The organism is Agrobacterium radiobacter (assembly GCF_040801995.1).
Taxonomy (GTDB): domain Bacteria; phylum Pseudomonadota; class Alphaproteobacteria; order Rhizobiales; family Rhizobiaceae; genus Agrobacterium; species Agrobacterium radiobacter.
Map to the genome: position 1 here is coordinate 696,622 of NZ_JBEGHX010000002.1, position 26,251 is coordinate 722,872.

Here is a 26,251-nt window from a genome sequence, read left to right on the forward strand (position 1 = left end):
ACTAGCGGTTTCAACCAATTCGTCTGCCGCTCAGAATATTATCAAGGGTCGTCATTTGCTGGCGATTCCATTCAATGGCGTCCTCAAACGCCCTGTTTCCCAGTTCCTGCCGCTGATCGTGGCTCGAGGCGAGCTGCAGGATCGCGTCGGCGAAACCCCTGTGGTCATTATCGTCCACAATGACCACGCCGCGCCGGTATCGGTCCGAAAGCCCCCTTGCGCCCGTGCGGGTGCTGATTGTGGGAACACCGGCAGCCAGGGCATCGAGCAATTTTATATTGATGCCTGTTCCAAGCGTGATGGGATTGATGGAAAGCGGCGCGCGCGTGAAGGCGTCCTTCACATCATCCACGCGGCCGAGCTTGAGAATGCCCTCTTCATCTTCAATCTTGCCACATATACCGCCCGCCAGCACCAGACGTATATCCGGCCGGGCAGCCCTTACCAGCGGCATGATGTTCCGGAGAAACCCCTTCAGGGAAATGATGTTGGCGTCATTACCGGAACCGAGAAACAAGAAGTCGCTCGGCGTGAAGTCTTCCACTTTTCCATTGAGATCGAGAATATGGCTGACGGTTGCGAGAGCCGGCGGCTCTTCCCCCAGCCGCTGCCGGAACGCGTGCTCCTCTTCCTCCTGAATGGCGACAACCACATCCGCACGGCGCAATGCCCGGCATTCCACCGCCGGCGGCACCGAAAACCAGTATCCATATTTGTTGGCGGTATGGATGAACGCCTTGTGCCGGTCGGCAAAGGAATCATGGGTGTCGAGAATACGCAGCACGCCCTTCGGCAAACCCAGAAACGCCCTTGAGTGAAACGCATATTCCACAATGACGGCATCGATCCCCAGCCGGCGTTGAATATCGCGAAGCTGCCGACCCATTTCCGGATAATAGAATTCATCCAGCTGGTTATAAAAACCACGCTCGCGACCAAGCATCCGATGGAGCTTGCGAAGGGCCCGAAACGACGTCAAGCCAACCTCGAAACCAAAATCGCCGGCAAGCCGGTTCCTAAGGCTACCCCCCTGCCGGGAAACAAGGTGCAGGTGATCCGGTCCGAATTCAGCCTCATGCCCCGCCAGATCGAAATCGGTGGCAATCGTGCCATCGACATGGATGAAATGCACCTCGTGCCCTAGGCCGCGCACGGCGCGCGTCAGCTGCAGAATTCTGCTTCGCGCACCTTCATTGGCGGGAACGACCGGAAATGCCGAGACGAAAGCGACTTTCATGAAAGGACGGAGGCACGCGCCGGGAAAGTCTCGAACAACTGAAAATTCCTCTTGGACATCGCCAGAATTTCCGGCAGCCTTTTCCCGACGTTTTCACGGATTTCGTCAGATTGGTCGATAAATTCGATCAGTGCGCTTTTGATTCCATCCTGCGTAAGGAAGGAAGACGGAGAAAGCAGATCGGCAGCGGAGAGACCGAAATGCTGATAGAGCCCTTCGAACTTTCCCTGATAGGCGATGCATATCGCTGGAACGCCTTTGCCCAGCGCGGCAATGGCGAGATGCATGCGGCCGCTGACGAGGCCGTCAAGCTGGCCGGCGACGCCTTTCAAGACGGGCGCTGACCATTTTCCGTCGAGATAACGGACCCTGTCGGTTCTGGACGCAGGCACACGCTCGGCGATAGCCTTGAGATAGGCCTGATCGCCCACATTGTCGCGATAGTCATGCGGGATGAGCAGCCAGCACACCGGCCTGGCATCGACGGCAAATTGCAACGCTTCCGCCGCATGCCTGATGACCGCCTCGGTCTGCGCGTGGTCGGCGTTTTTGAACAGCATGGGATGCAGGTTGAAACCCATGACCCGGTATCCCTCGGCCCGCTTTCGCGCGATCCATGAACGCGTGCCCTCGTCAGGCTCAGAAGGAACGAGACTGAACGCGGAATCGGAAACGAGCGCCGCATTTGTCTTCGCAAAGGTCTGTAGGCGCTCAAGCGAGATAACGTCGCGCACCTTGAGCGCGCATTCCGGATGAAGGGAACGATAGAACATTGCCAAGGGGGCATGCGGCGTTTCATTGAAGCTGAAGCCGAGGATGACGTTCTTTATTCCGGCAGCGGCGGCGAGATCCGCACTCGCAAGAAGTTTTGCGCTGACCAGGGGGTGGTAGTATCCATCCATGACATCGGCACCGACAACGACGACACTATCGTATTGTCTTGTCGCAAACTGCTGCGCCAGGGCCTTTATGAAATCGGGCTTGCCAAAGATATCGACGGGGACAAAACCCCTCTGGTAAGCGGAATCGGCGTAGTCCATCCCATCGACAAGGATGTCTATCTCGACATCGGGATTACTCGCACGCGCGTGTTGCAGCGTCGCGGTGATCATCGCATCATCGCCCAACGAGCCAAAAAGCGTGATGGGGTCGCCGGCCACGATCAAAAGCCGGCTTAACCGGTCGCCGGCAGCGGCGGGTTTCATGCCCGCCTTCAACGCCTGCAGATCGTCAAAGAGTTGCCGAAACGCGATATCCCTTCTTCGCCGCTCGATATATTTCACCGCTCTCTGGCGCAGCGGTGCTGGCAGTATTTTTTTTATCAGCTTGCGCATTTGCTTTCCTTTCGGGAAATGATTTTGCCCATAACGAGCGCGATGGCGGACCGGGCCTCGTTCCGCGCGGTCAGCACCAGAAGCAGAAGATAGGCCACGCCGAAAATGGAGCCGAGCAGGATGCCGGATATGAAATCGCCGGCGCCCAGCAGCTTGACCTCGGGACGCATCCATTGAACGAGCAGGAAGCAGAAACCGCTGGAGGCGAAGCTCGGCAGAAGCAGGAGGAATATTCGCCACAGCCCGATGCCAAGCTCGCGGGCGATGAAGAAAAATGTGAAGGGCGTAGAGGTCAGCTGCCCGACGGCATAAACAATGACGATTTCCCTGATGCTATCGGTCGGAACCAGCAGGATCAGCAGGATCGTCGAAACCGCCTTGATGCTTCCGGCAATCAGCACCTTGTTCGGTTTGCCGCGCGCTGAAAGGAAAGGCGCGTTTTGAAACTGAACACATTGCAGCGCGCCAAGCAGAAGCAGCGGTTGCGCCACCCCGTCGGCACCCTGCCATCGCACACCAAATAGCACGTTGCAGATTTCCGGCGCCAATGCCGCGGCGAGCACGAAGACCGGTGTCGAGAAGATCGCCGACATGGTGATCGACTGCTTGTAGAGCGCCGCCATTCGTTCCCGCTCGTGCGATATGCGTGAAAGCACCGTCAGTGAAACGTCATAAAGCGCCGCCTGAAGCAATTGCATCAGAAGTTGATAGAGCCTGCTGCCGACGGTGTAGAGGCCGAAGAGCGCGACCCCGTAATGTCCGAGAATTATGAAATCGATCAGGCGCGTGGCCGCGAAATCGACAATACGAAGGCCGAGCGCCGACGAACCGAAGCGAAGCAGTTCAACGAAAGTGCCGGGGTTGAGGGTGGCGCCCGGCAGCCAGTGCGGCTTTCGCCAGAGCCAGATCAGCGTGACGATGGTGGCGACATAGGTCTGAACGACGAGGCTCCAGACACCGAGGCCGATGATTGCGAAAACAATCGCCACGCCGCCACCGATGATGTTCGATATGAAGGTTCTGATCGCCAGCGGCTTGAAAGCCAGCGCGCGGCGATAATTCACCTCCTGAAACATCGATGCCGTGTTCAGCGGCAGCAATATGCAGATCGCCACGATGACCGGCGCCAGCCCTTCGACCTCGAACCAGCGCTCCAGTTCCGGAGAGAACACGCAGACGGCAATGGCCAGCAATGTCGCCACCGCAACCGAGGCATAAAACGGCAGATTGACGTCGCTGGGCTCCAGATTGCGTTTCTGCACGATCGCATCCGCGAATCCGAATTCCGACAGCATCTGGATCAGCATCAGCACCAGCCCGGCGGTGGCGACCATGCCATAATCGGTAGGGCTGAGGAAACGGGCGAGGACGATGAAGAGAATGGAGGTAAAAAGCTTGCCGCCCCAGTTCTGGACGATGGACCAGAACACGCCTTTCAGGGCCGCATTGCCTATTGACGTTGCCTCGGACATCAATCCACCACCTGCAAAACCGGCCGCATCAACGCACCGGGCGCAGCGACCGCAAAACAGTCGACGCCCATGCCAGGAAGGCGGAGGCTGCCGTTATTGCTTCCCACCATATGCTCTCTCCTTCGAAGAAAACCGCTGCAACGGACGGGGTCCGTTGCCGGTCTAAGATGCACGCAGGGTTCGGCTTTGCCGGTGGCTCGTCAGGACGTCCTCATAAAGTTTCACATAGTTTTCGCCGACCCGGCGCGAGGTGGATTCCTCGACGATGTTTCCGAAATCGGCCTCCGTCGGCAATTCTTCGCGCGAAAGCGTCAGCACGCGACGAATACGGGCGGCAAGATCCTTGGCGCTGCCCGGTTCGAACAGCCAGTCGTGGTTGGTCTCGCCAATCAGCTCCGGAATGCCGCCGGAGGCTGCGCCGATGACAGGCACACCCATGGCATAAGCCTCGTAGATCGTGCGCGGTGAAGGCTCGGCCCAGAAGGAGGGAACGATGAGCACATCGATCTCTTCGAAAAACTCCTTCGGCCTTGCCCAGCCGACGAACTCGATCGGCAGATCGCCGGCCTGGGCCGTGAAACGCTCGATGGAATCATCCATCGCATGACCGGCGACCAGACAGCGCCAGTTGCCGTGACCGATTTCCTTGAAGGCATCGACCATGTTGCCGACGCCTTTTTCCGTGTTGATGCGGCCGATGTAACCGAAGGTCAGCGGTCTGCCGCTACGGTCAATCTGCCGGCGGGCGACGGGATCGCCCTCGGGAACCGTGCAGGAATAAAAGATGACGCGGCGCAGGCTTTCCGGAATGTGGTGGAATAGCCCGTGATTGACGTGCGTCTTGAGGATTTCGGTGCCGACGCTTGCGACAGCGCCGATATAACGCTGCGTGAATTTCTTGGTGAAATTCACCACCTGACAGCCGAGATGGAGGTGCTCGCAGGGCTTTCCGCCCTTGAACATGGCGGCATTGCCGCACAGGAGATCATATTCGCAGATCGTGTGAACGATCGGAATGCCGCGCTTATGCGCCGCCCGCCACACCAGCGTCGTCACATCCAGCAGCGAATGAGTGTTGAGAACGTCAGGTTTGAAATCGTCGAGAACGGCCTCGAACTGCTTTTCGACGTCGAAATTCCATTGCTGCTTGAGCTTCTGCATGCGCCGCTGCTGCGGGGAATATTGCGGCCAATCCTCAAGCCAGAAATCGTTGTTGTGGAACATGCGGTAAACGGAGACGCCGTTGCGCACCGTTTTCGGTTCGGCCTGCCGCTCTATGCAGGCAGCGCCGACCGTATGTCCCATGGAGACGAGTTCCTCGGCGAGATGTTCGACCGAGCGTTCGCATCCACCAACGATATGCGGCGGATAAAGGCTGCTAAGATGGAGAATTCTCATGCGGATACGCTCTATTTTCCTTCATCGAAAATCTATGGCGTCCATCCCGGGCTCAGTCGTCTCCGTAAATTCCCGGAGACCAGTGAGACATCTGCAAAATACAAAGAGCCGGAGCGGAACTAATGTTTGAAAATATGAATTACGAAAATCTACTTTTCAAAAAGCACGGGAATTGGCGGCATTTCAAGTGATTTTTTTCGCGGCGCGGTAAAAGCCATGCGGTGTTGCGAAAAGAACCGCTCTCATGTTACGGTTTAGCCACTTTAAAGTGCAGGCAAGCGGGAGCAATCGGCTCCGTTGCGGCTGATGACAATACTACATTTGATAATATCTGTTTTATTTCAGAGACATGGATTTTTGAGCGACCGTAAATGCCAAAAACTTCCAGGACATTCTGATCTCGAGATGCGGACAGCCGTGATCGTCATTTAAACGGCGACATCCATGTGATGGCGCTTGCTTATACTCTCTCCGGACGTACCAGGAGGCGCAGATGAATGGAAAACAGCCGATCGCCATGGGTGGCCTGACGCGGCGCAACCTGCTTTCAGCCGCACCCCTTGCATTGGTCGCCGCCTCCGGTTTGCAGGCCATTCCCGCACGGGCGCAGCCGGCTGCTTCCGCCAATACCGAAGCCTTTCTGGACAGCATAGGGGTGTGTGGCCACTTCACCCGCACCACAGGCGTCTATCCGGAACAGTTCGACCGGATCATGCCCGAGATCGAAGCACTGGGCGTCCGGCATCTGCGTGATGACGGGCTCATCGCCGCCAGAAACAGCCCCGTCTTTCAGCGGCTGCGCCGGATCGTGGCGGCGGGCCTTCGCCTCACCATCATATGTTACGACAATCTCAACCCTTATGTCTCCACGCCGCTCGACAGGCTTGCGGATTTCTACGACTGGTCCGACGCGGGTATCGATATTTTCGAGGGCAGCAATGAACCGAACCTGACGAAGGATCCGCAAAACGCCCCGCGCATTTCGGCGGAGCATCAGGCCGCCCTGCACGCCGCCGTCCGCTCGATTCCGCGACTGAGCGCGGTGCGCGTTGCGGCGCCAAGCTATGTCCTTGAGAACAGGGCGCTGGCATTGGACCTGAAGGATGTCTGCGACTACGGCAATATCCACCCTTACGCGGGCATGGAGCACCCCGAAACGACCGGTCCGGGGGCGCTCTCAAAATCCGTTGCCGCTTCGGCGCATATAGCAGCGGGCCGGCCGGTGCTCGCCACGGAGATGGGCTACCATACCTCGCTGCAAACCGAGACCTTTCATTTCCCCGTCACCGAAGGCATCAAGGCACGCTATATGCCGCGTATGCTGCTCTGGTGCTTCATCAGCGGTATCCGCCGGTCCTATATCTATGAAATGGTTTCAAGCTTTGCTGCGGATGAGACAAACCCGGAATCCTCCTTCGGTCTCCTGCGCCATGATCTGAGCCGCACCCCCGCTTACGAGGCCGTTCGCGCCCTTCTTTCCCTCTGCAAGGCAGAACGGCAAACCGGGCAGGAGGAACGGCAGATCGATTTCCTCACGGCCGATCCCCAAAGATTGTCCCTGCATCTCGCAAGGCCGGACGGTGCTTTGCTCGTGCCGGTCTGGCTTGGAATTTCCGGCTGGCAATGGCCTGCGCGGATCGAAAACCCGCCCGCCGAACGGGTTGCGACATTTTCGGTGGCCGGCCAGCACAGTCACGTTGTCGCACACCGTTTCCGCGATGACGGCTCCGTGAGCCAGCAGACAATAACGCAGGAAAGCGGGCAATACCGGCTTTCGGTCAGCGACCAGCTTACCGTTCTGGAAGTTTTCTGAGCGGTGCGGAGGAAATGCCGCATCGCAAAATTGTGTGTATCGCGTCGTGCTGTTGCATGCTAGCCTGCTTGAATAATGGACTTCTACCCCGCAACCGCGGGCGCAATATATTACTAAATATATCTTTATTTTTATAGATTGACGATGATGAAAAACTTTAAAGAAGCGCCCGCTGCCGGGGCGCAGCGTCTCGATGTTCTTCAGGTAATGCGCGCCGTCGCGGCAACCATGATCGTTGCGTTGCACGCTGATGTGAACTGGCAATTCACGCTTTTCCCGCTGCATCTGCTGAGGCTGGGCGGCGGTGTGGACCTGTTTTTCGTCATTTCCGGCTTTGTCATCGTTTATGCGTCGCGGCCCTATTTTGCAGCGCCAGGCGGCCGTTCCGCCTTTCTGCTGCGCCGGTTCCTGCGCATCGTCCCGCTTTACTGGTTTGGGCTGACCCTGCGGCTTGCCATGGCCGCCAGCGTGACCCTTATCAGCGCCAAGGCCTTTCCGCCGTTACAGTCGATCCTCACTTCCTATCTGTTTATTCCCTATGACAGCATGGGTTACGGCGACGCCTATCCGTTTCCGCTGATCGATCTCGGCTGGACGCTGAATTACGAAATGTTCTTTTACATCGTTTTTGCGGTGTTCATCTTCCTGCCGCTGGAGCGCGCGGTATTCACGACAGCCGCCGTGCTGTTTACCGCCGTCATGGTCGGCTTCACCTTCGATCTCGGCCTGCCGTTCAGCTTCTGGTTTCAGCCGATCATTCTCGAATTCGTCGCAGGCATGTTCATTGCGGTCCTCTTCCTGCGAGGCGTCCGCCTGCCGCCCCTGCTCGGGCTCGCAACGGCGCTGTGCGGCCTGGCGATCTGGATGCTGACCGATCTGAGCAGGATTGGGTTCCAGTGCGATCCGGGCTGTTACTCGTTTTCGCGGCTGCTCGTTTTCGGCGGCGGCGCAATTCTGCTGATGGCAGCGGCGACCCTGACCAGAAACATCTCCCTGCCCCGTTTCGCGCAGCCGCTGGCAAAACTCGGCGATTCATCCTACGCGCTTTATCTGCTGCACCCTTTTATTTTCCGGGGCTTCAAGATCGCGCTCGGCGGCGTCACTTACCCGCCGGAGTGGAGCAACGTCGTTTATCTCGTCATCGTCGTCAGCACCGTCGCCATCGCCCACGCCTTCCACGTCCTTGTCGAAACACCGGCCAATATCTGGCTGCGTGACCGGCTGATAACATCGCCACGGAAAGTCGCCGTGTCCTGAATGAACCAGAGAAGGCAAGGGCGGCGACCGTTAACAATAGCTGAGGGTTTCCGCTGCGGGTTTATTTTAGCGCTTGATCCTTTGCTTGGGCTGTGCGATTTAAAAAGAAATTTTAGATGTTGGGTAACCATCCCCAACGTTGGATGTATTTAAAGTCGTATTTTAAAAGATTTGGAGAGTTGGATGCCCCGCATTCGTAACGGCTCGATGCTCGTTGGTGCGATGTTTGTTGCCAGCATGGGTCTCTTTTCCACTGTCGCCAACGCACAAAACGTGGATTCCGTGCCACCGGCCGCCCCGCAGCAGACCCCTTCGGTCGAAAGCGCCGCAACGGGTGCGCCCGTCAAAGCCGCCGATGAAGCCACCGCTGCATTTCTTGCCCGCGTCAACACCACCAATCCGGACACGGTTTCCATTACCGCGGCTGAACTGTTCAAGCAGTCTCCGACGCAGGGAATGATCAAGGATCTGGCCACCATTGCTTCCAGCACGGATGCGGCAACGGCCGACGTGACCGGAAAAGTGACGAGCGGCTTTCCGATCATCGCGGTTTCCACCAGCGCGGCACAGTTTTCCGAACAGCTTTCCGCCCTGATCCTGAGTGATTCCGGCCAATTGCCAACCATCGTCGCACTGGCCCAGAAGGTCGGCAACAAAGACTTTTCCGAAGTTGTCGGCGAAGGCCTGGCACTTGCCCACGCCACCGCAATGCGCAATGGCAATACGATACTTGCGGCCGCCATCCAGTTGCAGACAAAAGGCGCCAACGTGCCCGCCGATCTTCTCATTGCCTTTAGCGAGAATATCGAGGGAACGGCTGCCGGCCCGGCCGCTCCTGCGGCTGCCGCGGCGGCTGCATCGCCGATCGGCGGCGCGGGATCCTCGCCGGCCAGCGCCAACAGCATCGGCGGCTCGGGAACCGCAGGTGCCGCAGGCGGCACCGCACAGGCAGGTGGCGGGAGCCCGCCGGCTGGCCGTGGCAGATCGCTGTCAACCGGCAGCACCAGCACGCCGACGAGCACGAGCCCCGTTTAAATTTGGCTTTGTCGCCTTTCCCACCGGGAAGGCTGCCGCCAGTTCTGTGATGCAACCGTGACTTGGCGGGCCTTGCGCCTGCCGAAAAGAGCGAGGCTGACAGTTGTTGCAAAGGCACGATCCCCTGACGATGGCCGATTACGATAAAAGCGGGCTGACGGCCGAGTTTATCGACATCGATGCCGCTCTTGCGATAATCCGCCGGCAATGGCGCATCGTCCTTGCCGCGATCGCGGTTGCCGGGGCAATCGGCCTCGCCTTTGCCGCGACGGCCGTGCCGATCTATTCGGCTACGGCGACCCTGCTGATCGACCGCAACAATAGCCAGATTGTCGAACAGCTTTCGACGATCGGCGGCGTCATAGAGGATGAGGCCTCCATTCTGAGCCAGGTCGAGGTCCTGCAATCGGAAACCATCGGGCTTGCCGTTGTCGATAGTCTCAAACTCACGGAAAATCAGGAATTCAGGGCAACGCGTGCGTCGCTTCTGAGCTCGATATTTGGCACTATCCGTTCGCTCGTCAACGTTTCGCAATGGTTCTCGCCGGCAAAAAAAGAGTCTGTTGTTGACGATGGAACCCTGAAGAGATCGCTGTCGGACCAGCTGCTTAACGGCCTCAGCGTCAAGCGCATCGGCCGAACCTACGCGCTGGAACTCACCTATAATTCGACATCGCCGGTTCTCGCCGCGCAGATCGTCAATGCCGTGGCCTCGGCCTACCTGCTGGACAAGCTGAACTCCAAATACGAGGCGACGCGGCGGGCCAGCGACTGGCTGTCCGACCGTATTGCGGAACTGCGCCAGCGCGCGCTTGATACCGATCTTGCCGTGCAGAAATTCCGGGCCGAACATAATCTGATCTCGACCGGCAATAACAGCCTGCTTTCCGATCAGCAGCTGGCCGAATCCAATAGCGCCCTTATTCTGGCGCAGTCGGAGACGGCAAAGGCGCGGGCGCGCGTGCAGCGCATCGAGCACATTCTCGCCACCGACGATGTCGACGGGGTCGTCACCGATATTCTCGACAGCTCCGTCGCAAACGATTTGCGCAAGAAATACCTTGAGTCCTCGAAGATCGAGGCGGAAATCACGAGACGCCTCGGCAGCAACCATATTCAGGCCGTGCGTTTGCGCAATGAAATGCAGGAATATCGGCGGTTGATGTTCCAGGAAATCAGCCGCATCGCGCAGAGTTACAAAAGTGATCTGGAGGTTTCGGAAGCGAAGGAAAAATCGCTTGCCGAGAGCGTCGCCAAAGCAACCGACATCAGCAACTCGGCCAGCGAAACACAGGTTCAGCTGCGCGAATTGCAGCGCGAAGCCGAAACCTACAAGAACATGTACCAGACGTTCCTGCAGCGTTATCAGGAAGCGATGCAGCAGCAGTCCTTCCCCGTGACGGAAGCGCGCGTGATTTCCAAGGCGATGCCGCCCAGGATTCCGAGCAAACCGAATAAGCCCATCATCCTGGCGCTGTTCATGATCATGGGCGCGGCAGCCGGCGGCGGTATCGCCATGTTCCGCGAATTCCGCGATCGGTTTTTCCGTACCGGCGAACAGGTTCGCAATGTCCTCGGACTGGAATTCCTCGGCAATACCCCGCTGATCCCGAACAAGCCGGCGACAGAGGCTCCGGAAAGCGGCCATCCCGGGCTGACGCTTCCCACCAGCGTTGCGCGTTACGCGGTTGACCACCCGCTCTCCTCCTTCGCCGAAACCCTGCGCAGCACCAGGCTCGCCATCGATCTTGGCATTCCCGCCAAAAGCGGGGCGCGGATTGTCGGTGTTGTCTCGGCCTTGCCGAGCGAAGGCAAATCCACGATCTCCATCAATCTGGCGCAGCTGCTCGCCGGGCAGGGCGCTCGGGTCCTGCTGCTGGATGCCGATATCCGCAATCCCGGCGCCACGCGCGCCATGGCGCGTCACGCCAGCGAGGGTCTGCTCGAAGTATTGCTGGAAGGCCGCAGCGTGCAGGATGTGGTGCTTCGTGACGAAAAGACAAAGCTCGCTTTCCTGCCCACGGTGGTCAAGCAGCGTGTCCCTCATTCCTCCGAATTGCTGACCTCGGCGCAAATGCACAAGCTGCTGGCTGAAGCGAGCAACGCTTTCGACTACATCATCGTCGACCTGCCGCCGCTCGGGCCGGTGGTCGATGCGCGCGCCATGGCGGGACGGATCGATGGTTTCATCTTCGTCACGGAATGGGGCAAGACCGCTCGCAGGGCGGTGCGGAACACGGTGGAAAATGAGGTCCATATCCGCAAGAAGTGCCTCGGCGTCATCCTCAACAAGGTGGACACCGAAAAGCTGAAGCTTTATCGCGCCTATGGTTCAAGCGAATATTATCATTCGCGCTATACACGATATTACCATGACTAGGCGTGGCGGCGTGATGCGCCTGCGGAAAATCCTCGCGGTCGTACCGGTCCTCGTCATTTCCGTCTTTGTCCTGTCCGTCGCGGCGCAGGCATTTTCCCAAAGCCGGCGTTTTTCCGATATCGTCGCATTGGCAAGGATCGCCGATGAAAATAACGGTCTTGCACCTGAACTGCTTGCAAAAACCGTCGCTGAACTTCACCCCGTCATCACCGAAAAAATCTGCCGTTCGGATATCGTCAAAGCCGGGCTAAGGCTCGTTCTGGCCGATCTCGATGCAAATGGCGCCGATCCGGCATCCGATTCCGGCGCGGCGCGCCTCGGTTTTGCCGAGACCTTTATTCGCCATTCGCTCTCCTGTTTTCCCGCAAATGGCGATGTCTGGCTGCGTCTTGCCATGGTTCGTTCGCTGCGCAACGCCTCGCCCATGGAAGTCGCCGTGCTGATGAATTTCTCCCAGCTCTACGGGCCCGCCGATGCCAATCTGATCCGTGGGCGTTTCGTGATGTGGCAACAATTTCCGAAAAACACTTTGCCCGAGGCCGAAGCGGCCCGCGAGGCGGACACGGCCATCGTCTGCGGCAGGCAAGGAGAAATCCTGCGATGGACCCTGGCGGAAGTCTGCCCAAAGCCGCCATCGGAAGGCGCGACACGCCTGACGCTGCCATGATCTGAAACAGCAAGAGAACAAACCCCGTCCGTCGTTCGGGCATAACCACCACAAACAATTCCGACAAAGCCCAAAGACATGTCGCTTACCGAAGCCCGATCAGAACCGCTCTCCTCCCCGCAGCCTCCATCGGCGGCAGTTCGGGACCGTGTCCGGCCGGTCGCAATCGTCGCGTTCTGGGCGATCTTTCTGCTGGCGCTTCTCAATCGGGGCGCAACGGAAATCGAAAGCCGCATCGTTGTCACGGCCGCCATCTATCTCCTGCTGGTGCCATCGATCCTCCTGTTCGGACCTCCCAAGGCCGGTGCAGGCAAGGTACTTGCGGCGGCCTGCCTTTTGTTGGGAGCGCTTATCGTGCAGATGCTGCTGCAGGCATCCCCCCTGCCCGGCATCGCGCGCGCCAACCCGGCCTGGTCCACCGCCGCCATGTTCATGCAGAATGCGCCAGCCGCAACGATCTCACTGACGCCTGCGGATGACCGACTCGGCCTCATGAGCGCCGCCCTGCCTTTCGGCGTCTTCATGACCGGCCTTGTGATTTTCGATACCGACGAGCGTGCGGCCAAGACGCTGCGATGGTTTGCAATCGCCGGGGGCTGGCTTGCGCTGTTTTCGATCGTGCAATTCGTGCTTTTTCCCGAAGCTCTCGGCTTCATCCAGAAACGCTTTTATCTCGGCAGCCTCACCGGCGTCTTTGTCAACCGCAATACCGCCGCAACCTTCTTCGGTCTCATTCTTCTCACGCTCGCCGTATTATTACACAAAAGTCTCCTCGCTCCGGATTGGGCGAGAGTAAAGGCGCTCGTGGCAAACCGCCTGACCGTGCCGACTGAGCAGAAAAAGCTCATCCGCAGAGCCGCTTTTCTCGGGGTACTAGCGGGCTTTTGCTTCATCGCATTGATGCTGACGGGATCGCGTGCCGGGATCGGATCAAGCCTCGCAGCGCTGATTTTCCTGATCCTTCTGATTGTGTTCAACTCTCCCGCCAGAACCGGCCGCAACGGGGTCTCCGGCCGGCGCAGGCAGCGTGGGACGAGACGTCGCGCCGCGCTCCTGATCGCGATCGCCATCGCCCTGTTTGCACTTTTCGCCAACCGGGTGGCGCTTCGCATGGAAACACGTTTGGAAGATGACATGCGCTTCTGCCACATGCCGGGCATCGCGCGCGCCATCGCCGACAATTGGCCGCTGGGATCGGGCCTTGCAAGCTTTACGGAAATCTATGCGCCCTATCATGCGGCGCGATGCGGGGTGGACGCCGTCGTCACCCATGCCCACAATGTCTATGCCGAGGGGCTGCTGACACTCGGCGCGGCCTTCCCGTTTTACCTCGCTTTTTTTGTGCTCATCCAACTGGTGATCTTTATTCGCGGGGTACGGAAACGCAGAAATTATCGTTATGCCTCTCATCTCGGCCTTGCGGCGCTGCTGCTTGTGCTGCTGCATTCGACGCTTGATTTTTCGCTGCAGATTCCCGGCTTCGCCATGGCCTATGCCGTTTTCCTCGCCCCGGTCGTCACGCTTTGCCTGAACCCGCCCGGAATGGAACGGGAAGGACGCAAAAGGCAGAGACAATCTCCGGCCGAAGCTGCAATGCCGGCACCGATCCATTCAAGCCGGACGGCACAAACTCCGCTTCGTCTGCCATGACAGGAGTTTGGCATTGGTTCGCGGATGCAACATAATTGTCGTGATCTTAACGCCATGGGCGCAGGAATTTGAGCATGCGGATATTGCAGATAACCTCGCTATTTGCTCCGGATCGGGTGGGAGGTGCGGAAATATTCGTGGAAGACCTCGCGCGTGGACTTGCGGATAAAGGACACACGGTCGCGGTGGCCGCCATCTCCCGTAAAGAGCAGGCAGCGGAACAGCGAGACGGTTTCGCCATTCACCGCCTCGGGCACACCACGCCGTTCTTTATCGGCGACTGGGGGCAACAACCGGAATGGAAGCGAAAATACTACAAGATCGCCGTGCAACTGGATCCGCGCCTAGTTCGCCGGCTTGCGCATGTCATCGATGATTTCCGGCCGGATGTGGTCAATACCCATTCTCTCTCGGAACTGACGCCGCTGATCTGGCCGATGATCCGCAAACGCGGCATTCCGCTCGTTCATTCGCTGCATGATTTCACAAGCATGTGCACCAACGGCTCGCTGTTTCATGACGGACATATCTGCGATGGCAGCAGCAAAAAATGCCGCGCCTTTTCTTACCTCCACCGGCGTTGCCAATGCGCGGTCGATGCGGTTGCCAGCGTTGGTCACGATATCGTCGAGCGTCATGTGCGGGCCGGGTTTTTCACCCACGTGCCTAAAAACCGCCGCACCGTGATCTGGAATGCGATTTCACCACCGGCTTCGCCACAACCGCGCCTCCCCCGCGCGCCGGGAGAGCCGCTCGTCTTCGGTTATCTGGGCCGCATCGAAGCGGCGAAGGGAGCGGACCTGCTGATCGAGGCCCTGCAGCTCCTGCCGCCGCAAGGCTGGCGACTGGTCATGGCGGGCCGCGCGCCTGATGGTATCGAGGCCTATCAGCAAAAGACAGCCGGCCTTCCGGTAACGTTTCCGGGCTATGTGGAGGCCGATCATTTCTTCGCCGGCATAGACTGCCTCATCGTCCCGCCCTTATGGCCGGAGGCTTTCGGACGTACCGTCACCGAAGCCATTCTGCGCGGCGTACCCGTCATCGGCGCAAATCTTGCGGGCATTGGCGAGCAGATCGGTGCGGACAGGCCAGAACGCCTGTTTACGCCGGGCAATGCCGCTGAACTGGCCGCGCGCATGGCGGAGGCCATGCGCAATCCCGCCATGCTCCAGGAAACCGCTGAAACCCGGGAGCGAATTCGGCAAGGCGTCGCGCCCGAAGGGGTCGTTGCGGCCTATGAAAAACTCTATTCGGATGTGCGTAAAACCGAAGACGTATGAACCGTCACTGTCGAGATAAGGCGCTTATGCCCCCGGAGCCTCAACGCCGCGCTTGAAAAAGCTGCGCGTAGCTTTCCGCCGCCTTCTGCCATGAATATAATTTACGGTTTTCATAACCTGCCTGGCGAAGACTGCCCGCCAGTTCCGGATTCCCCACAAGCCGCTCAAGCGCATCGACAAGGCTTCGAGTGTCCGCCGGATCAAAAGTCAGGGCGCCACGGCCGGCGATCTCCGGCGTTGCGGAACGGTTGGAGCAGACGACCGGGCATCCCAGCTGCTGCGCCTCCAGCACCGGCAGGCAGAACCCTTCATAGGTAGAGGGTACACAAAGGCAGGCGGCATGCCGGTAAAGTTCGGCCAGCTGCCGGTCATCTATTCCGGAAAGCCGGATCAGCCGGGTTTTCAATTCCGGATCATCCAGCGCGCCGGCGATTTCCTCCGCCTCGTCGCGGCCGACATGCACGACACGCAGATCCGGCCATTTTTTACCGAGTATGGCAAAGGCTTTGCCAAGGAGGGAAAAATTCTTGTTGGACGTCGCGTTTCCGACCACCAATATGTAGCGCCCGGCAACAGGCGGTACCAAACCAAGAGTCTCGGGATCGACATTTAGCGTACTGTCGGAATGAATGGTAAGGCTCTTATTGGCAGCGGCAGGATAAAAACGCGCCAGATCCTTCCGTGTCGCGTCGGATACGCAGATGACCTGATCCGAGCCGGCCATCATCAGCTTGAAGATGAAATCGGTCGTCAGGGTCGCCCGCCAGCCGATCTGTTCGGGAATGGTTCTGAAATAAAGATCGTGAACAAGGGTGAGACGCCGTTTGCCGCCGAGGGGACTTCCGAAAGGATCGGCGTTAAACAGCACATCGATGCCATGCCGGCGGCAAAGCGCGGGCAGCATGGCGGCCTGACGCACCACGTCAAAAACCATGATGCGCGGCCGCGGAGTCTCGATAAGCTGCAATCGGCTGCCCTGCAGGCTTTCTGGCAGTTGCGCCCGCGTCCACGGAGAGCGCAGAACATAATCGTCGGCCGTCTGCTCCAGCAGCCGCTCCAGCAGGCTGAAAGTTACGCGGGCAACACCGGAGGCCTTGCCGCCATATTGGCTCGGCATGTTTACGAGAATGCGCATCCTGGCCCTTCCGCCTGCCGGCATTGCCTGTTCCTGTCGATCACCGAACGGAAGCTCACGCTGCCTCCTCCAGCAGCGCGGAAACGGACCTACAGGTTTCCTCCAGCGAGAAACGTTGGCTCACATCCTCCCGCCCCTTTTGCGCCAGCCTTTCCGCCAGAGCCGGATCGGACAGAACGCGGCCGAGCGCTGCGGCCAGCGCAGATGGCTCTCCCGGCGGCACGAGAAGGCCCGTTTCGCCGTCACGGATGATTTCGGTAACCCCGCCGCCGCGCGTGGCGACAACCGGACGCCCGCACATCATGGCCTCGACAACCACCCGGCCGAAGGGCTCGGCAACAATTGAGGTGTGAGCAACCGCATCCATCGCCGCCATCAGGTCCGGCACATCCGAGCGGAAACCGAGGAAGCGGACGCGATCGTCGAGACCGAGACGGGACGCCTGTTCGCGGATACGCGCCTCATAGGCCTCCTGCCCAAAAAGTGCGCCACCAACGATGACCGCCTGCACGCCCTCCATCGCCGCAATCGCCTCCAGAAATACATGCTGTCCCTTCCATTCGCTCAGCCGGCCAAAAAGGCCGACAAGCGGCTGCGGACCAAAACCCAGTTCCGCTCGCAGCCGCGCGGCCGTGCCCGGCTCGTAGACCTTTGCCCTGGCGGGATCGAAGCCGTTGTAAACGATGCGAACCTTATTCGCCTCACCGCCGGCTTCGATGAAAGCCCGGCCCGTCTCCTCGGAGTTGACAGCCACCAGCCTGGCGAAAAGGCGCGCAAATGCCAGCGAAGCCCGACGGTTGGTGGTGCTGAAAGCGGGATCGGTGACGATATCGTGCAAAATCCAGACGAGCGGGCGACGGCTGAGCTTCGCGGCCAGCGCGCAGACAAAAAGCGCCTTTTGCGAGTTGGCGCAGATCACATCATAATGCCGCGCCTCCCGGCTCAATTGCCGGGCGACCGCCATCACATCAGCCGCTCCGCGTAACAGGGCGCCGAACGACGCATTGCGGCGGATCGACAGCATTTTTTCTCCGGCGGACAGCATGACCGGTGGCCGCCCGGCGTCAACCAAATCATCTGCGGCCGCACCACCACTGAGAAAACAAGCGCGCCAGGAATGCGGTCCACCCTTGACGAGATCAGCCAGAAAAAGTTCGGCGCCGCCCTTTTCTCCGGTATGGCTGACAAAAAGAGCGGATGTCATGCCGTCTCCCCTGCCGTAGGAGAGAACCCACGATGCGTCTGGTCTTGATTGCGGGCATGAACAGCACCCCTGCGAAAAGAACCATCCTGCCCGATAGCGACAGGGATATCTTCGTCGGAGATTACAGAGAAATGCACATTGCTAGATAAAAATACCAGCATCAGAACCTTTATTAGTAATAAAATTTAAAAATAGCAAAAGTAAAATACAATTATTCTATTTTTATACTTCAGACGAAATGCAAGAAAAATTCATGACGTTTGTTTTTATGCGCTGATCGCCATCCCGCTCCCGGCATTTTTTCCCGTGCCTCATGGCGGAATTATCCTGAGGCCAGACCAGGAGAACGAACGATGACAGCGCTCGGATACAACATATGCATATATATGGCACGAACGGAAGAGGTGGCGGCATGATCGGCGTAACGCTCGGCATCCGCCCCCGGACCATGGGCGCCATCGGTCTTTCCTTGACGGCGTTCTCTGTCCTGCGCGCCCGGCTGACAGCGGGTCAGAATGCCACGCTGTTCGTGAACGGCGACAGCACCGCCCATGCCGAAGCCGGACCATTTCAGCAATTTGCGATGATGCTCGGCGAACTGCACGATACGACGGTGGTGTTACACCGCTGGGCGGAATGGGAAACGAATGCCGCCACCGGGCCAAAAGCCTATGCGGAACCGGTCACGCTGCGCGCCAGTAAGGGGGCGAGGCTGGCGGTCTATCTCACAACGCTACCCGGCGGCATGGCGGGTTACATGCTCGCGGAACAGCGCGCAGCGGCGCTGAATATCCCCCGTCCGGATCTTTGCATCCTGCATCAGGGCCATAATATGCAAACCTTCGAGGTGCCTGGCGGCATTTTGAGCTCCGGGCGATCCACCCTGCTCGGCCCGCTCGGCATGACCGAATGGCAATGGCCGGGCACGCCACAGCTCATCACCACGCAGAACCCGTGGCGTGATGGGACGGGTTACGACAAGGTCTATCAGGCAATCCTCGATTTGGCCCGAGCACATCCGAACCTTACGCTGGTGGATACGCATGCGGCATTTCTGGCGAAGGCCAAGGACGCCGCCCTTTATCGGGACAATATCCACCCGAACGATGCTGGATCGCGGCTCATTGCCCGAACCCTGTTCGATTCCTACCTCACTTCGGCGTCCGACAGCGGTTTTCAGACACCTTGCTGGCCGAAGCTGCCTGCCGCCAATCTCATAGGGAATGGTGACTTTACTGACTGGTCGGGCTCCGCTCCCACAGGCTGGGGGCTGACTTCGCCAGGCTCGGCCACCAAAACCACCGAAATCATCTTCTCCCCGTCCTTCGCAAGCAGCCTCGCGCTCTATGCGAATGGCAGCCAGATCGCCGGGCTCACGCGTTACTTCCGCAATGCGGAGGCCGCAGCGATGATCGGCAGGACGATTTCATTCGCCGTGCTCTACAAAAACAACGAGAAGCAACGTCTCCCTTACATCATGCTGGTTGCTAAAAGCGGCGGCGCAGTCAGGACGATCATTTGCTCCGCCCTCCAATTTGGAGGCGCCAACATCTCCGGTAACAGCGGCTGGATGTGGGCGATCGCCAACGGGATCGCCATAGATCCAGACATGAGCCCGACCGGGTATAATTTTTATCTGCGCATCCTTCCCGCATTCGGCACCAGCGCGCCCGCCTCAAATGAGCCAGTTCACATTCAGCGCATCATCGCGGTCGAAGGGGATTTGCCGAAAGGCAATCTTGTCTAATGGAGAAACGGATAAAATTATCTTGCGTGGCGACGTCATCGAGCCCACTAATGGTCGCCATATTATATTTATTGCCGCGCGGTAACACCCCCCTCTAAGGGACCGTCGAAATCCGCCTACAAAAGATAAAGGCCGCGAATGAAAAAACGAAAAAATCATGCGGCATCGCGCCTGCCCGCCCTACCGGGTTTCGTTTTGGCAATGCCGCTTTATCCCTCAAAAACGATCAATATTCCCGGCATCTTTCTCGCGATATTCGTTTTTTCCATCGGTTTCTTCATTCAGTGCAACGTGGTGACCAGCAATATCGGCCTGCGTTTCCTCAACATTACCGACATGCTGGTGCTGATGACGCTGCCCGTCATTGCGCTGCTTTACATTCGCTGCCTGACACCGTCGATCGTCCTGTTTTACCTCCTGCCGCTAACGGTCCTGTTTGCACTCACGGCGCTGTTTGCCGACGCGCGTGGCGATGGCGAATTTTATACGACGGCGATGACCTATTTTTATGCGGTCTATTTTCTCTTCTTTGCCTACATGCTGTTCAAGGAGAACCTTCTCGAACTGTTCTGCTGGGGCATGTTCGCGGGCTTCATAGCCGTGACTATCCTGCTTTTCCTTGACATCGTCATTCATGACCAGCTTGCCTCCCTCGGATTGTCCTTCATGTTCGATGAAGCGGGCGTCCTGGAACTCGCGGCAAAAGGTGAAATAACGCCGCTGCTTTTGCGCGTCGAAAAGGCAGGCGGCATCTGGCCTGTGGGAAACACCGCTGGACCAGCCTTCGCACTGGCCGGAGCAGCCGCTGCCTATCTCGCCGAACGCCAAAGACGGCCCGCGCTGTTTGCGGTGTTTCTGCTCATATACCTGGCAAGCTTTACGCTCACGCTCAACCGCTCGGGTGTGTTTGCCGTGCTCGCCATCGGACTTTATTTTTACGTCCGGAATTTTTCGGTCAAAATGCTGCTCAGCACGTATTTCGGCTTTGCTTTATGCGCCCTTGTCATCGCCGCCGTTCTGCCGCTCGGCGCTTTCGACTTCGCGGGGGAGGTATTTTCGAAACGTTTTCTCGAGGACAGCAATAGCAGCAACAACTTGCATGAGCGGTGGGAGACGATCACCGGCGGTTTTCAGGTCATGTTCCTGCATCCTTTGGGCATCGGATTTACAGCTCGATACGAAGAGCTTGCGCGTATCGCAAAGATCGGCACGCCCCATAACGGCTTTATGGCCACCGCCTACGCTTCCGGCCTGGGATTTTGCATGATGAGCGCCTTTGCGCTGTTTTATGCAATTTTCCGAAAACGCAAGATCGGCTTTTTCGTCTATTCGGCGATCGGGATCATTATCGGCTATCAGTTCGAAGAGCTGAATTTCAATCCCGTCTTCATGGCCCATGTGGGGCTTGCCCTCGCCTACGCCGCCATAGATCTGGACTTCAGGCTCTTCCTGAAGACCACAGTGATGCGGATGCTGGGAACAGCAGATGACGCTCGCCACCGAGAAGAAGGAATCGTTATCGGTAATCCGGGCCTCAGCCCCTTATTGTCTGACGGCAGATAGCAACAAGAAGGCCCTTATTTTTGAGGGCCCATTTTACCCAGTCCGGCCCGGGCGTCAGGCGACTTCGATGATTTCGATCTCCCTGCCGGCCAAACTGACCAGATCACCAGCCATTTTTCCCATCAGCACCCTTGCAACCGGGGAGACATAGGACATCGTTCCGGCAGCCGGGTCGGCCTCATCTTCGCCGACGATTCGAAACCGTTGCGTTCGTCCGTCATCGCGGCTGAACGTCACCAGACTGCCGAAGGCGACGACGCCATCCGCTGGCGGATCAGGCATCAGTTGGGCGGTGCGAACCCGCTCGGAGAAATATCGCAGATCCCGTAGCGGGTTGGCGGAAATGCGCCGTCTTTCATTGATGTCTTCAATGGCATTGGCCGCCTCACAGGCTTCGCGCGCCAGTCGCAACTGCTCTTCCAGCGCCTTGAGCCCGGACTGCGTTACCAGATTGGGATGAGGCGAGATTACTCGATCCGGCAGAACGGTTTCGGCTGCGGTTTCCGCGCTGTCTTCCTTGGTAAAGGCTACGCTCAATCCTGATACTCCATTCCTCAGATGCCGCGCGGACATCTGCAATCCGCCCCGATCTTGCCATCACCCGTAGGGGTACAGCAAGAGCGCGCCGATGGTTCAAAACCCGACATATAACAGGCGGAACCGGCCGATGACAACGCGCCCGTTCAACAGCTGAATGCAACCGCAGGGGAACATACCCCTTATATTTCGGCCTAACAGGAGGCTTTTTGCCCTGTTAGGGTGTGCAGCAGGAGGAGTGAGGACACCAACGCTAACGGACAGGAGACGGTTCATGGCCCGGACAGTAGTGAATGCGCTTGGAGACACACTCTATTACAGCGGCAGTTCCACCGGATTTTTCTCCGCCACGGGCTCCGGCCCGCGGCTCGCCGGCACTGCCGGCAATGATTCCATGTGGGGTGATAGCTCCGTCAACGTGACCATGGCGGGCGGCACCGGCGACGATATCTATTATCTCTATTCCGGTATCAATCGCGCCGTCGAAAATGCCGGGGAGGGCATTGACACCATCGATACTTGGATGAGTTACACCTTGCCCGACAATTTCGAGAATCTCAGGGTAACGGGTGACGGTCGTTATGCCTTCGGCAATTCACTCGACAATATCATCACCGGCGGATCGGGCAGCCAGACGATCGATGGCGGGTCCGGCAACGACGTACTGATCGGTGGCGGCGGGGCCGACACTTTCGTTTTTACGAGCGGCAACGGTACAGATCTCATCATTGATTTCAGCGCCAATGACACGATCCGGCTGAATGGTTACGGTATCACATCCTTCGATCAGCTGGCCGGCAACGCCACGCAGCAGGGCAGCGACCTGTGGCTCAATTTTTCAAATGGCGAGGCCATCGTTCTTGCAGGAAAAACCATAGACGACCTTCAGGCCGACCAGTTCGAGCTCAGCCTCGATCGATCCTCTCTCACCCAGACCTTTGCCGATGAATTCGACGCGCTGTCCCTGCGCAGTGGCAATCAGGGCACCTGGGACGCCAAATATTGGTGGGCACCCGAAAAGGGAAGCTCGCTGACGACGAATGGTGAGGCGCAATGGTACATCAACCCCTCTTATGCCGGCACGTCGGAGGTCAATCCGTTCAGCGTTGCAAACGGCGTCCTGACGATATCCGCCGAGAAAACCGCGCAATCGATTGCCGATGAAGTCGAGGGTTACGATTATACCTCCGGCATGCTGAACACCTATTCCTCCTTCAGCCAGACCTATGGATATTTCGAAATTCGCGCCGATATGCCGACCGACCGGGGCGCCTGGCCTGCCTTCTGGCTCCTGCCCGAAGACGGCTCCTGGCCGCCGGAACTCGATGTCATCGAAATGCGCGGCCAGAATCCCAATACGCTCATCATGTCCGCCCATTCCAACGCCACCGGTGAACAGACATCGGTCATCAACAATGTCAGCGTGCCGAGCACGGAAGGGTTTCACACTTATGGCGTTTTGTGGGATGCCGAACACATAACCTGGTATTTCGACGATGTCGCCGTGGCACAGACGGAGACGCCTGATGATATGCATGACCCCATGTATATGGTCGTCAACCTTGCCGTCGGTGGAACCGCGGGAACACCATCGGATGCTGATTTCAGCGACGGCTCGCAGATGATGATCGATTATATCAGGGCCTATTCGCTCTCCGACTGGGCAGCGTAAACCCAAAACACCGGCAGTCGCATCGGGACTGCCGGTGTTTCAAACATCAGCCTGTCGAATTACACCTTGTTTAGGCCATCACTCGGCTGCGAGTTGGGTGCGGGCGGCATTAAGCGACATCAGATGCCGCGCCGTTTCGAGGCTTGCCGGCTGCTCGGCGCGATAGCGGCGGCCGATTTCCATCATCAGCACGGTATTAGGCAGGAAGGAAAGTTCCGAGAAGATGTCCTGCCAGTCAATGTCGCCCCAGCCGAGCGGCATGTGCAGATCGCCGATGCCAAGCGCCGTGTTTTCCTGGGCAAAATAAGGCTGATAAAAGCCCTGCGGGCGGCCGAAGGAATCGTGCACATGCAGATGGCCGGCAACCGGCGCCATGGCGCGAAGCTCATCGCGGAAATCGAGGCCACGATAGGTGGATTCGAGATAGGCATGGCTGAAGTCGATCAGCGCCACGACATTGTCGTGACCGACAGCCTTCACGGTCGCAGCCACTTCGGCCGGCGTCTGGCGGTATTGGCCGGGCTCGGTGGAGAAGATATTCTCAAGGGCGATACGCACGCCATAGGGCCTGCAGAACTCCGCCAGTTCGAAAAGCGCTTCCCGCTCGCGGCTGTCGGCATCGGCCCGTTCGGCGATCTGGTCGGCACGCAGGGCGCCGCTGTGCTGGACGAGGATGCCTGCGCCGATACGGTCACAGAGAACGGCAAGCGCCTTGGCCGCATCGATCTGGTAACGGCATGTCACCGGGTCCATGAAATTCGAAGAGACGAGACCGTGCACGGTGTAGCGGAAGTCGAACTGCTTTGCGAGCGACACGAAACGGTCGGCGCGCTCCTCGATGATCCGGCCGCCAGCGATCATATCGAGGCTTGTTGCGGCGATTTCCACGGTGTCGCAGCCAATTTCGGCAAGCGCGCGAAGATCGCTTTCAAGGGTGGCCAGTTCGCCATCGTCCGAGCCGGCGTTGAAGCCGGTACCTATAAGATTGCTCATGTCATGATCTCCAAGGGGAAGGAAGGTTATGCGAATTCAGGGAGCCGCGCGGTACGGCGCACCGTATCGAACAGGTCCGGGCGGTCGATGTTGACGTAGTCTACCCCGGCCAATGCGATCTCTTTATGAAGGTCGATGTCATCACCGCCGTAATAGACCATGATTTCGAGACCGGCCTTGCGGCATGCCGCGACAAGACCGGGCCGCCGCATCTGTGCCGGCGTGATCTCTATGATCGAGGCATGGTGCACGGCCGTCGCCAGCGAAGGCGACTTCGCAATGTCGAGCGTCATCATCTTGCGGAATTCGGGTGCGATGGCCTGCAGACCGCGGCGCATTTCCTCGGAAAAGGAGAAAAAGAAAGTATCGCGCAACATGCCGAGATCGCGCACCAGGGCGGCGACCTTGACGGGATCGCAATATTTCAGCTCGACATAAACGCCGCAGCGGCCGCGCAAATGGCGAAGATAGGCATCAAGACGCGGCACCACAGCGCCCTTGAAGTTTTCCCCGAACCAGCTGCCCGCATCCAGCGCATCGATCTCGCTCGACAGGGCATGGCCGATAGGCCCGGTACCGTCGGTCGTGCGGTCAAGCGTTTCGTCGTGAAAGACATACAGTATGCCATCCGCACTCTCGCGCACATCAAGCTCGATATAATCCGCACCCTGCTCTAGAGCGAGATCGGCGGCGGCAAAGGTGTTTTCGGGCGCGAAACGGTTGGCGCCGCGATGGGAGACAATTTTGGGCATGGAATGTCCTGTCAGTTTACGGGTTCCGGCTGACGCGCCGGCGTGGTCGAATTGTGGGAAAGATCGGCGTGCAGTCCGGCAATGCGGTTGCCGGCTGCGTCAAAAACAAGGGTCAGACCGGATTTGCAGCTGATGCCAACCCGCTCACCGGGCGCATGCCTTATCGTCTCGCCATATTCCAGCGCATGGATGACACCTGCGGGTGTGTCGATGCTGTAGAAAACCTCGCGCCCCATCGGCTCGACGGTGGCGACCGCCCCTTCAAGCCACGCTTCGGCTGGCTCGGTAAGGGTGATATCCTCGGGGCGCAGCCCGAAAGTGATCTCACCGTCGCAACGGGCATTGATGTCGAGCCGGGCATCGCCGATCCACAGCTGCTCGCCCTGCGCCTGCCCCTTCAAGAGGTTCATCGGCGGCGTGCCGATGAACCCGGCGACGAACAGGTTGTTGGGCCGGCGATAAAGATCGTCAGGCGTACCGATCTGGGCAATCGTGCCATTGTTCATGCAGATGATCCTGTCTGCCATGGTGATCGCCTCGATCTGGTCATGGGTGACGATCAGAGTGGTGATCTTCAGCCGCTTCTGCAGGTTTTTCAGCTCGGCCCGCATGGTGATGCGCAGGGTTGCATCGAGATTGGAGAGCGGCTCGTCCAGAAGCAGGATATTCGGCTCCTTGACCAACGCTCTAGCCAGCGCCACACGCTGCTGCTGACCGCCGGAAAGCTGCGAGGGCCGCCGGTCCAGCAAAGCGCTGATCTGCACGAGGCTTGCCGCCTCCTCCACCCGCCGCGCCGCCTCCTCGCGCGGCACATCCTTGAAACGCAGCGGAAAGGCGATGTTCTGCCGCACCGTCAGATTGGGATAAAGCGCATAGGACTGGAAGACGATGCCGACATTGCGGTCGCGCGCATCGATGCGGTTGACGTTGTGGCCGTCGAAGGCGATCTCTCCGCCGGTCGGCGCGTAAAGCCCGGCGAGCAGGAAAAGCGTGGTCGATTTTCCGCATCCCGACGGGCCGAGAACGGCGACGAATTCGCCGTCTTCGATCGTCAGCGTCATGGGTTGCAGAACCCGGGTGTCACCCCAGCTTTTGGTGACTTTGTCGAGGGTGATCCTGGCCATG

20 protein-coding genes are annotated in these 26,251 nt (G+C 58.6%); 10 read left to right on the forward strand and 10 right to left on the reverse strand.

The window, feature by feature from the left end; all coding sequences use genetic code 11:
• Positions 1-10: 10 nt before the first annotated feature.
• The 4 genes from MRBLRC7O_RS17105 to MRBLRC7O_RS17120 form a co-directional block, all read right to left on the reverse strand.
• Entirely contained in the window at positions 11-1,237 is a 1,227-nt protein-coding gene (locus tag MRBLRC7O_RS17105; RefSeq protein ID WP_112539554.1) for a glycosyltransferase family 4 protein, read from the reverse strand.
• Positions 1,234-2,571: a polysaccharide pyruvyl transferase family protein gene (locus MRBLRC7O_RS17110; RefSeq protein ID WP_060724919.1), complete on the reverse strand. Its 1,338-nt coding sequence runs from the start codon at positions 2,569-2,571 to the stop codon at positions 1,234-1,236. Before MRBLRC7O_RS17110 ends, MRBLRC7O_RS17105 begins: the two co-directional genes overlap by 4 nt.
• Positions 2,559-4,043 carry a lipopolysaccharide biosynthesis protein gene (locus MRBLRC7O_RS17115; RefSeq protein ID WP_111792546.1) on the reverse strand — a complete coding sequence of 495 codons (1,485 nt, stop codon included), beginning with the start codon at positions 4,041-4,043 and terminating at the stop codon, positions 2,559-2,561. Before MRBLRC7O_RS17115 ends, MRBLRC7O_RS17110 begins: the two co-directional genes overlap by 13 nt.
• A 162-nt stretch (positions 4,044-4,205) precedes the next feature.
• Complete coding sequence (locus MRBLRC7O_RS17120) at positions 4,206-5,441, reverse strand: glycosyltransferase family 4 protein (protein ID WP_060724921.1); 1,236 nt, start codon at positions 5,439-5,441, stop codon at positions 4,206-4,208.
• 493 nt (positions 5,442-5,934) lie between these two features.
• On the opposite strand from MRBLRC7O_RS17120, the gene MRBLRC7O_RS17125 reads away from it, so the two are divergent.
• The 7 genes from MRBLRC7O_RS17125 to MRBLRC7O_RS17155 all read left to right on the forward strand — a co-directional run bounded on the left by MRBLRC7O_RS17125 (position 5,935) and on the right by MRBLRC7O_RS17155 (position 15,523).
• A complete protein-coding gene (locus MRBLRC7O_RS17125) occupies positions 5,935-7,254 on the forward strand; it encodes a hypothetical protein (protein WP_003507093.1) in 1,320 nt (439 codons plus the stop codon).
• 144 nt (positions 7,255-7,398) lie between these two features.
• Positions 7,399-8,511, forward strand: coding sequence for an acyltransferase family protein (locus tag MRBLRC7O_RS17130; protein WP_112539611.1), 1,113 nt, complete (start codon positions 7,399-7,401; stop codon positions 8,509-8,511).
• 183 nt (positions 8,512-8,694) lie between these two features.
• Positions 8,695-9,546, forward strand: a complete 852-nt coding sequence (locus MRBLRC7O_RS17135; RefSeq protein ID WP_060724922.1) for a hypothetical protein — start codon at positions 8,695-8,697, stop codon at positions 9,544-9,546.
• A gap of 130 nt (positions 9,547-9,676) precedes the next feature.
• A complete protein-coding gene (locus MRBLRC7O_RS17140) occupies positions 9,677-11,926 on the forward strand; it encodes a polysaccharide biosynthesis tyrosine autokinase (RefSeq protein WP_060724923.1) in 2,250 nt (749 codons plus the stop codon).
• Between the two features lie 13 nt (positions 11,927-11,939).
• Entirely contained in the window at positions 11,940-12,593 is a 654-nt protein-coding gene (locus MRBLRC7O_RS17145) for a hypothetical protein (protein ID WP_020811394.1), read from the forward strand.
• A 78-nt stretch (positions 12,594-12,671) separates the two neighbouring features.
• Positions 12,672-14,243 (forward strand): O-antigen ligase family protein, encoded by a 1,572-nt coding sequence (locus MRBLRC7O_RS17150; protein WP_060724924.1) that lies wholly within the window; start codon positions 12,672-12,674, stop codon positions 14,241-14,243.
• 74 nt (positions 14,244-14,317) lie between these two features.
• A complete protein-coding gene (locus tag MRBLRC7O_RS17155; protein ID WP_112346472.1) occupies positions 14,318-15,523 on the forward strand; it encodes a glycosyltransferase family 4 protein in 1,206 nt (401 codons plus the stop codon).
• 40 nt (positions 15,524-15,563) lie between these two features.
• Here MRBLRC7O_RS17155 and MRBLRC7O_RS17160 read toward each other — a convergent pair whose 3' ends face one another.
• Positions 15,564-16,658 (reverse strand): glycosyltransferase family 4 protein, encoded by a 1,095-nt coding sequence (locus tag MRBLRC7O_RS17160; RefSeq protein WP_060724926.1) that lies wholly within the window; start codon positions 16,656-16,658, stop codon positions 15,564-15,566.
• 55 nt (positions 16,659-16,713) lie between these two features.
• The gene (locus MRBLRC7O_RS17165) at positions 16,714-17,862 is read right to left on the reverse strand and encodes a glycosyltransferase family 4 protein (protein ID WP_065695111.1); all 1,149 of its coding nucleotides are present in this window, start codon (positions 17,860-17,862) and stop codon (positions 16,714-16,716) included.
• Positions 17,863-18,274: 412 nt separating this feature from the next.
• Here MRBLRC7O_RS17165 and MRBLRC7O_RS17170 point away from each other — a divergent pair, with 412 nt between their 5' ends.
• The gene (locus MRBLRC7O_RS17170; RefSeq protein WP_367727506.1) at positions 18,275-19,609 is read left to right on the forward strand and encodes an SGNH/GDSL hydrolase family protein; all 1,335 of its coding nucleotides are present in this window, start codon (positions 18,275-18,277) and stop codon (positions 19,607-19,609) included.
• A gap of 138 nt (positions 19,610-19,747) precedes the next feature.
• Entirely contained in the window at positions 19,748-21,172 is a 1,425-nt protein-coding gene (locus tag MRBLRC7O_RS17175; protein ID WP_060724928.1) for an O-antigen ligase family protein, read from the forward strand.
• Positions 21,173-21,226: 54 nt separating this feature from the next.
• Here the strand turns inward: MRBLRC7O_RS17175 and greA are convergent, their stop codons facing one another.
• The gene (greA, locus tag MRBLRC7O_RS17180) at positions 21,227-21,709 is read right to left on the reverse strand and encodes a transcription elongation factor GreA (RefSeq protein ID WP_020012115.1); all 483 of its coding nucleotides are present in this window, start codon (positions 21,707-21,709) and stop codon (positions 21,227-21,229) included.
• Between the two features lie 274 nt (positions 21,710-21,983).
• Here greA and eglC point away from each other — a divergent pair, with 274 nt between their 5' ends.
• Positions 21,984-23,381: an endo-1,3-1,4-beta-glycanase EglC gene (gene eglC, locus MRBLRC7O_RS17185; protein ID WP_060724930.1), complete on the forward strand. Its 1,398-nt coding sequence runs from the start codon at positions 21,984-21,986 to the stop codon at positions 23,379-23,381.
• A 78-nt stretch (positions 23,382-23,459) separates the two neighbouring features.
• Here the strand turns inward: eglC and MRBLRC7O_RS17190 are convergent, their stop codons facing one another.
• The 3 genes from MRBLRC7O_RS17190 to MRBLRC7O_RS17200 are packed head-to-tail and all read right to left on the reverse strand — an operon-like array spanning position 23,460 to position 26,250.
• Positions 23,460-24,374, reverse strand: coding sequence for a TIM barrel protein (locus MRBLRC7O_RS17190; RefSeq protein WP_060724931.1), 915 nt, complete (start codon positions 24,372-24,374; stop codon positions 23,460-23,462).
• Between the two features lie 26 nt (positions 24,375-24,400).
• Entirely contained in the window at positions 24,401-25,126 is a 726-nt protein-coding gene (gene ugpQ / locus MRBLRC7O_RS17195; protein ID WP_107677219.1) for a glycerophosphodiester phosphodiesterase, read from the reverse strand.
• Positions 25,127-25,137: 11 nt separating this feature from the next.
• A complete protein-coding gene (locus tag MRBLRC7O_RS17200) occupies positions 25,138-26,250 on the reverse strand; it encodes an ABC transporter ATP-binding protein (protein ID WP_060724933.1) in 1,113 nt (370 codons plus the stop codon).
• Between the last annotated feature and the right edge of the window lies 1 nt (position 26,251).

What these genes read in the sequence shown, in the direction of transcription:
- ugpQ (WP_107677219.1), bottom strand. Translation starts at nt 25,126, where the DNA reads ATGCCCAAAATTGTCTCCCATCGCGGCGCCAACCGTTTCGCGCCCGAA.
- MRBLRC7O_RS17145 (WP_020811394.1), top strand. Translation starts at nt 11,940, where the DNA reads ATGCGCCTGCGGAAAATCCTCGCGGTCGTACCGGTCCTCGTCATTTCC.
- MRBLRC7O_RS17120 (WP_060724921.1), bottom strand. Translation starts at nt 5,441, where the DNA reads ATGAGAATTCTCCATCTTAGCAGCCTTTATCCGCCGCATATCGTTGGT.
- MRBLRC7O_RS17110 (WP_060724919.1), bottom strand. Translation starts at nt 2,571, where the DNA reads ATGCGCAAGCTGATAAAAAAAATACTGCCAGCACCGCTGCGCCAGAGA.
- MRBLRC7O_RS17165 (WP_065695111.1), bottom strand. Translation starts at nt 17,862, where the DNA reads ATGACATCCGCTCTTTTTGTCAGCCATACCGGAGAAAAGGGCGGCGCC.
- MRBLRC7O_RS17155 (WP_112346472.1), top strand. Translation starts at nt 14,318, where the DNA reads ATGCGGATATTGCAGATAACCTCGCTATTTGCTCCGGATCGGGTGGGA.
- MRBLRC7O_RS17190 (WP_060724931.1), bottom strand. Translation starts at nt 24,374, where the DNA reads ATGAGCAATCTTATAGGTACCGGCTTCAACGCCGGCTCGGACGATGGC.
- MRBLRC7O_RS17160 (WP_060724926.1), bottom strand. Translation starts at nt 16,658, where the DNA reads ATGCGCATTCTCGTAAACATGCCGAGCCAATATGGCGGCAAGGCCTCC.
- MRBLRC7O_RS17125 (WP_003507093.1), top strand. Translation starts at nt 5,935, where the DNA reads ATGAATGGAAAACAGCCGATCGCCATGGGTGGCCTGACGCGGCGCAAC.
- MRBLRC7O_RS17115 (WP_111792546.1), bottom strand. Translation starts at nt 4,043, where the DNA reads ATGTCCGAGGCAACGTCAATAGGCAATGCGGCCCTGAAAGGCGTGTTC.
- MRBLRC7O_RS17140 (WP_060724923.1), top strand. Translation starts at nt 9,677, where the DNA reads ATGGCCGATTACGATAAAAGCGGGCTGACGGCCGAGTTTATCGACATC.
- MRBLRC7O_RS17170 (WP_367727506.1), top strand. Translation starts at nt 18,275, where the DNA reads ATGATCGGCGTAACGCTCGGCATCCGCCCCCGGACCATGGGCGCCATC.
- MRBLRC7O_RS17130 (WP_112539611.1), top strand. Translation starts at nt 7,399, where the DNA reads ATGATGAAAAACTTTAAAGAAGCGCCCGCTGCCGGGGCGCAGCGTCTC.
- MRBLRC7O_RS17135 (WP_060724922.1), top strand. Translation starts at nt 8,695, where the DNA reads ATGCCCCGCATTCGTAACGGCTCGATGCTCGTTGGTGCGATGTTTGTT.
- MRBLRC7O_RS17200 (WP_060724933.1), bottom strand. Translation starts at nt 26,250, where the DNA reads ATGGCCAGGATCACCCTCGACAAAGTCACCAAAAGCTGGGGTGACACC.
- eglC (WP_060724930.1), top strand. Translation starts at nt 21,984, where the DNA reads ATGGCCCGGACAGTAGTGAATGCGCTTGGAGACACACTCTATTACAGC.
- MRBLRC7O_RS17175 (WP_060724928.1), top strand. Translation starts at nt 19,748, where the DNA reads ATGAAAAAACGAAAAAATCATGCGGCATCGCGCCTGCCCGCCCTACCG.
- MRBLRC7O_RS17105 (WP_112539554.1), bottom strand. Translation starts at nt 1,237, where the DNA reads ATGAAAGTCGCTTTCGTCTCGGCATTTCCGGTCGTTCCCGCCAATGAA.
- MRBLRC7O_RS17150 (WP_060724924.1), top strand. Translation starts at nt 12,672, where the DNA reads ATGTCGCTTACCGAAGCCCGATCAGAACCGCTCTCCTCCCCGCAGCCT.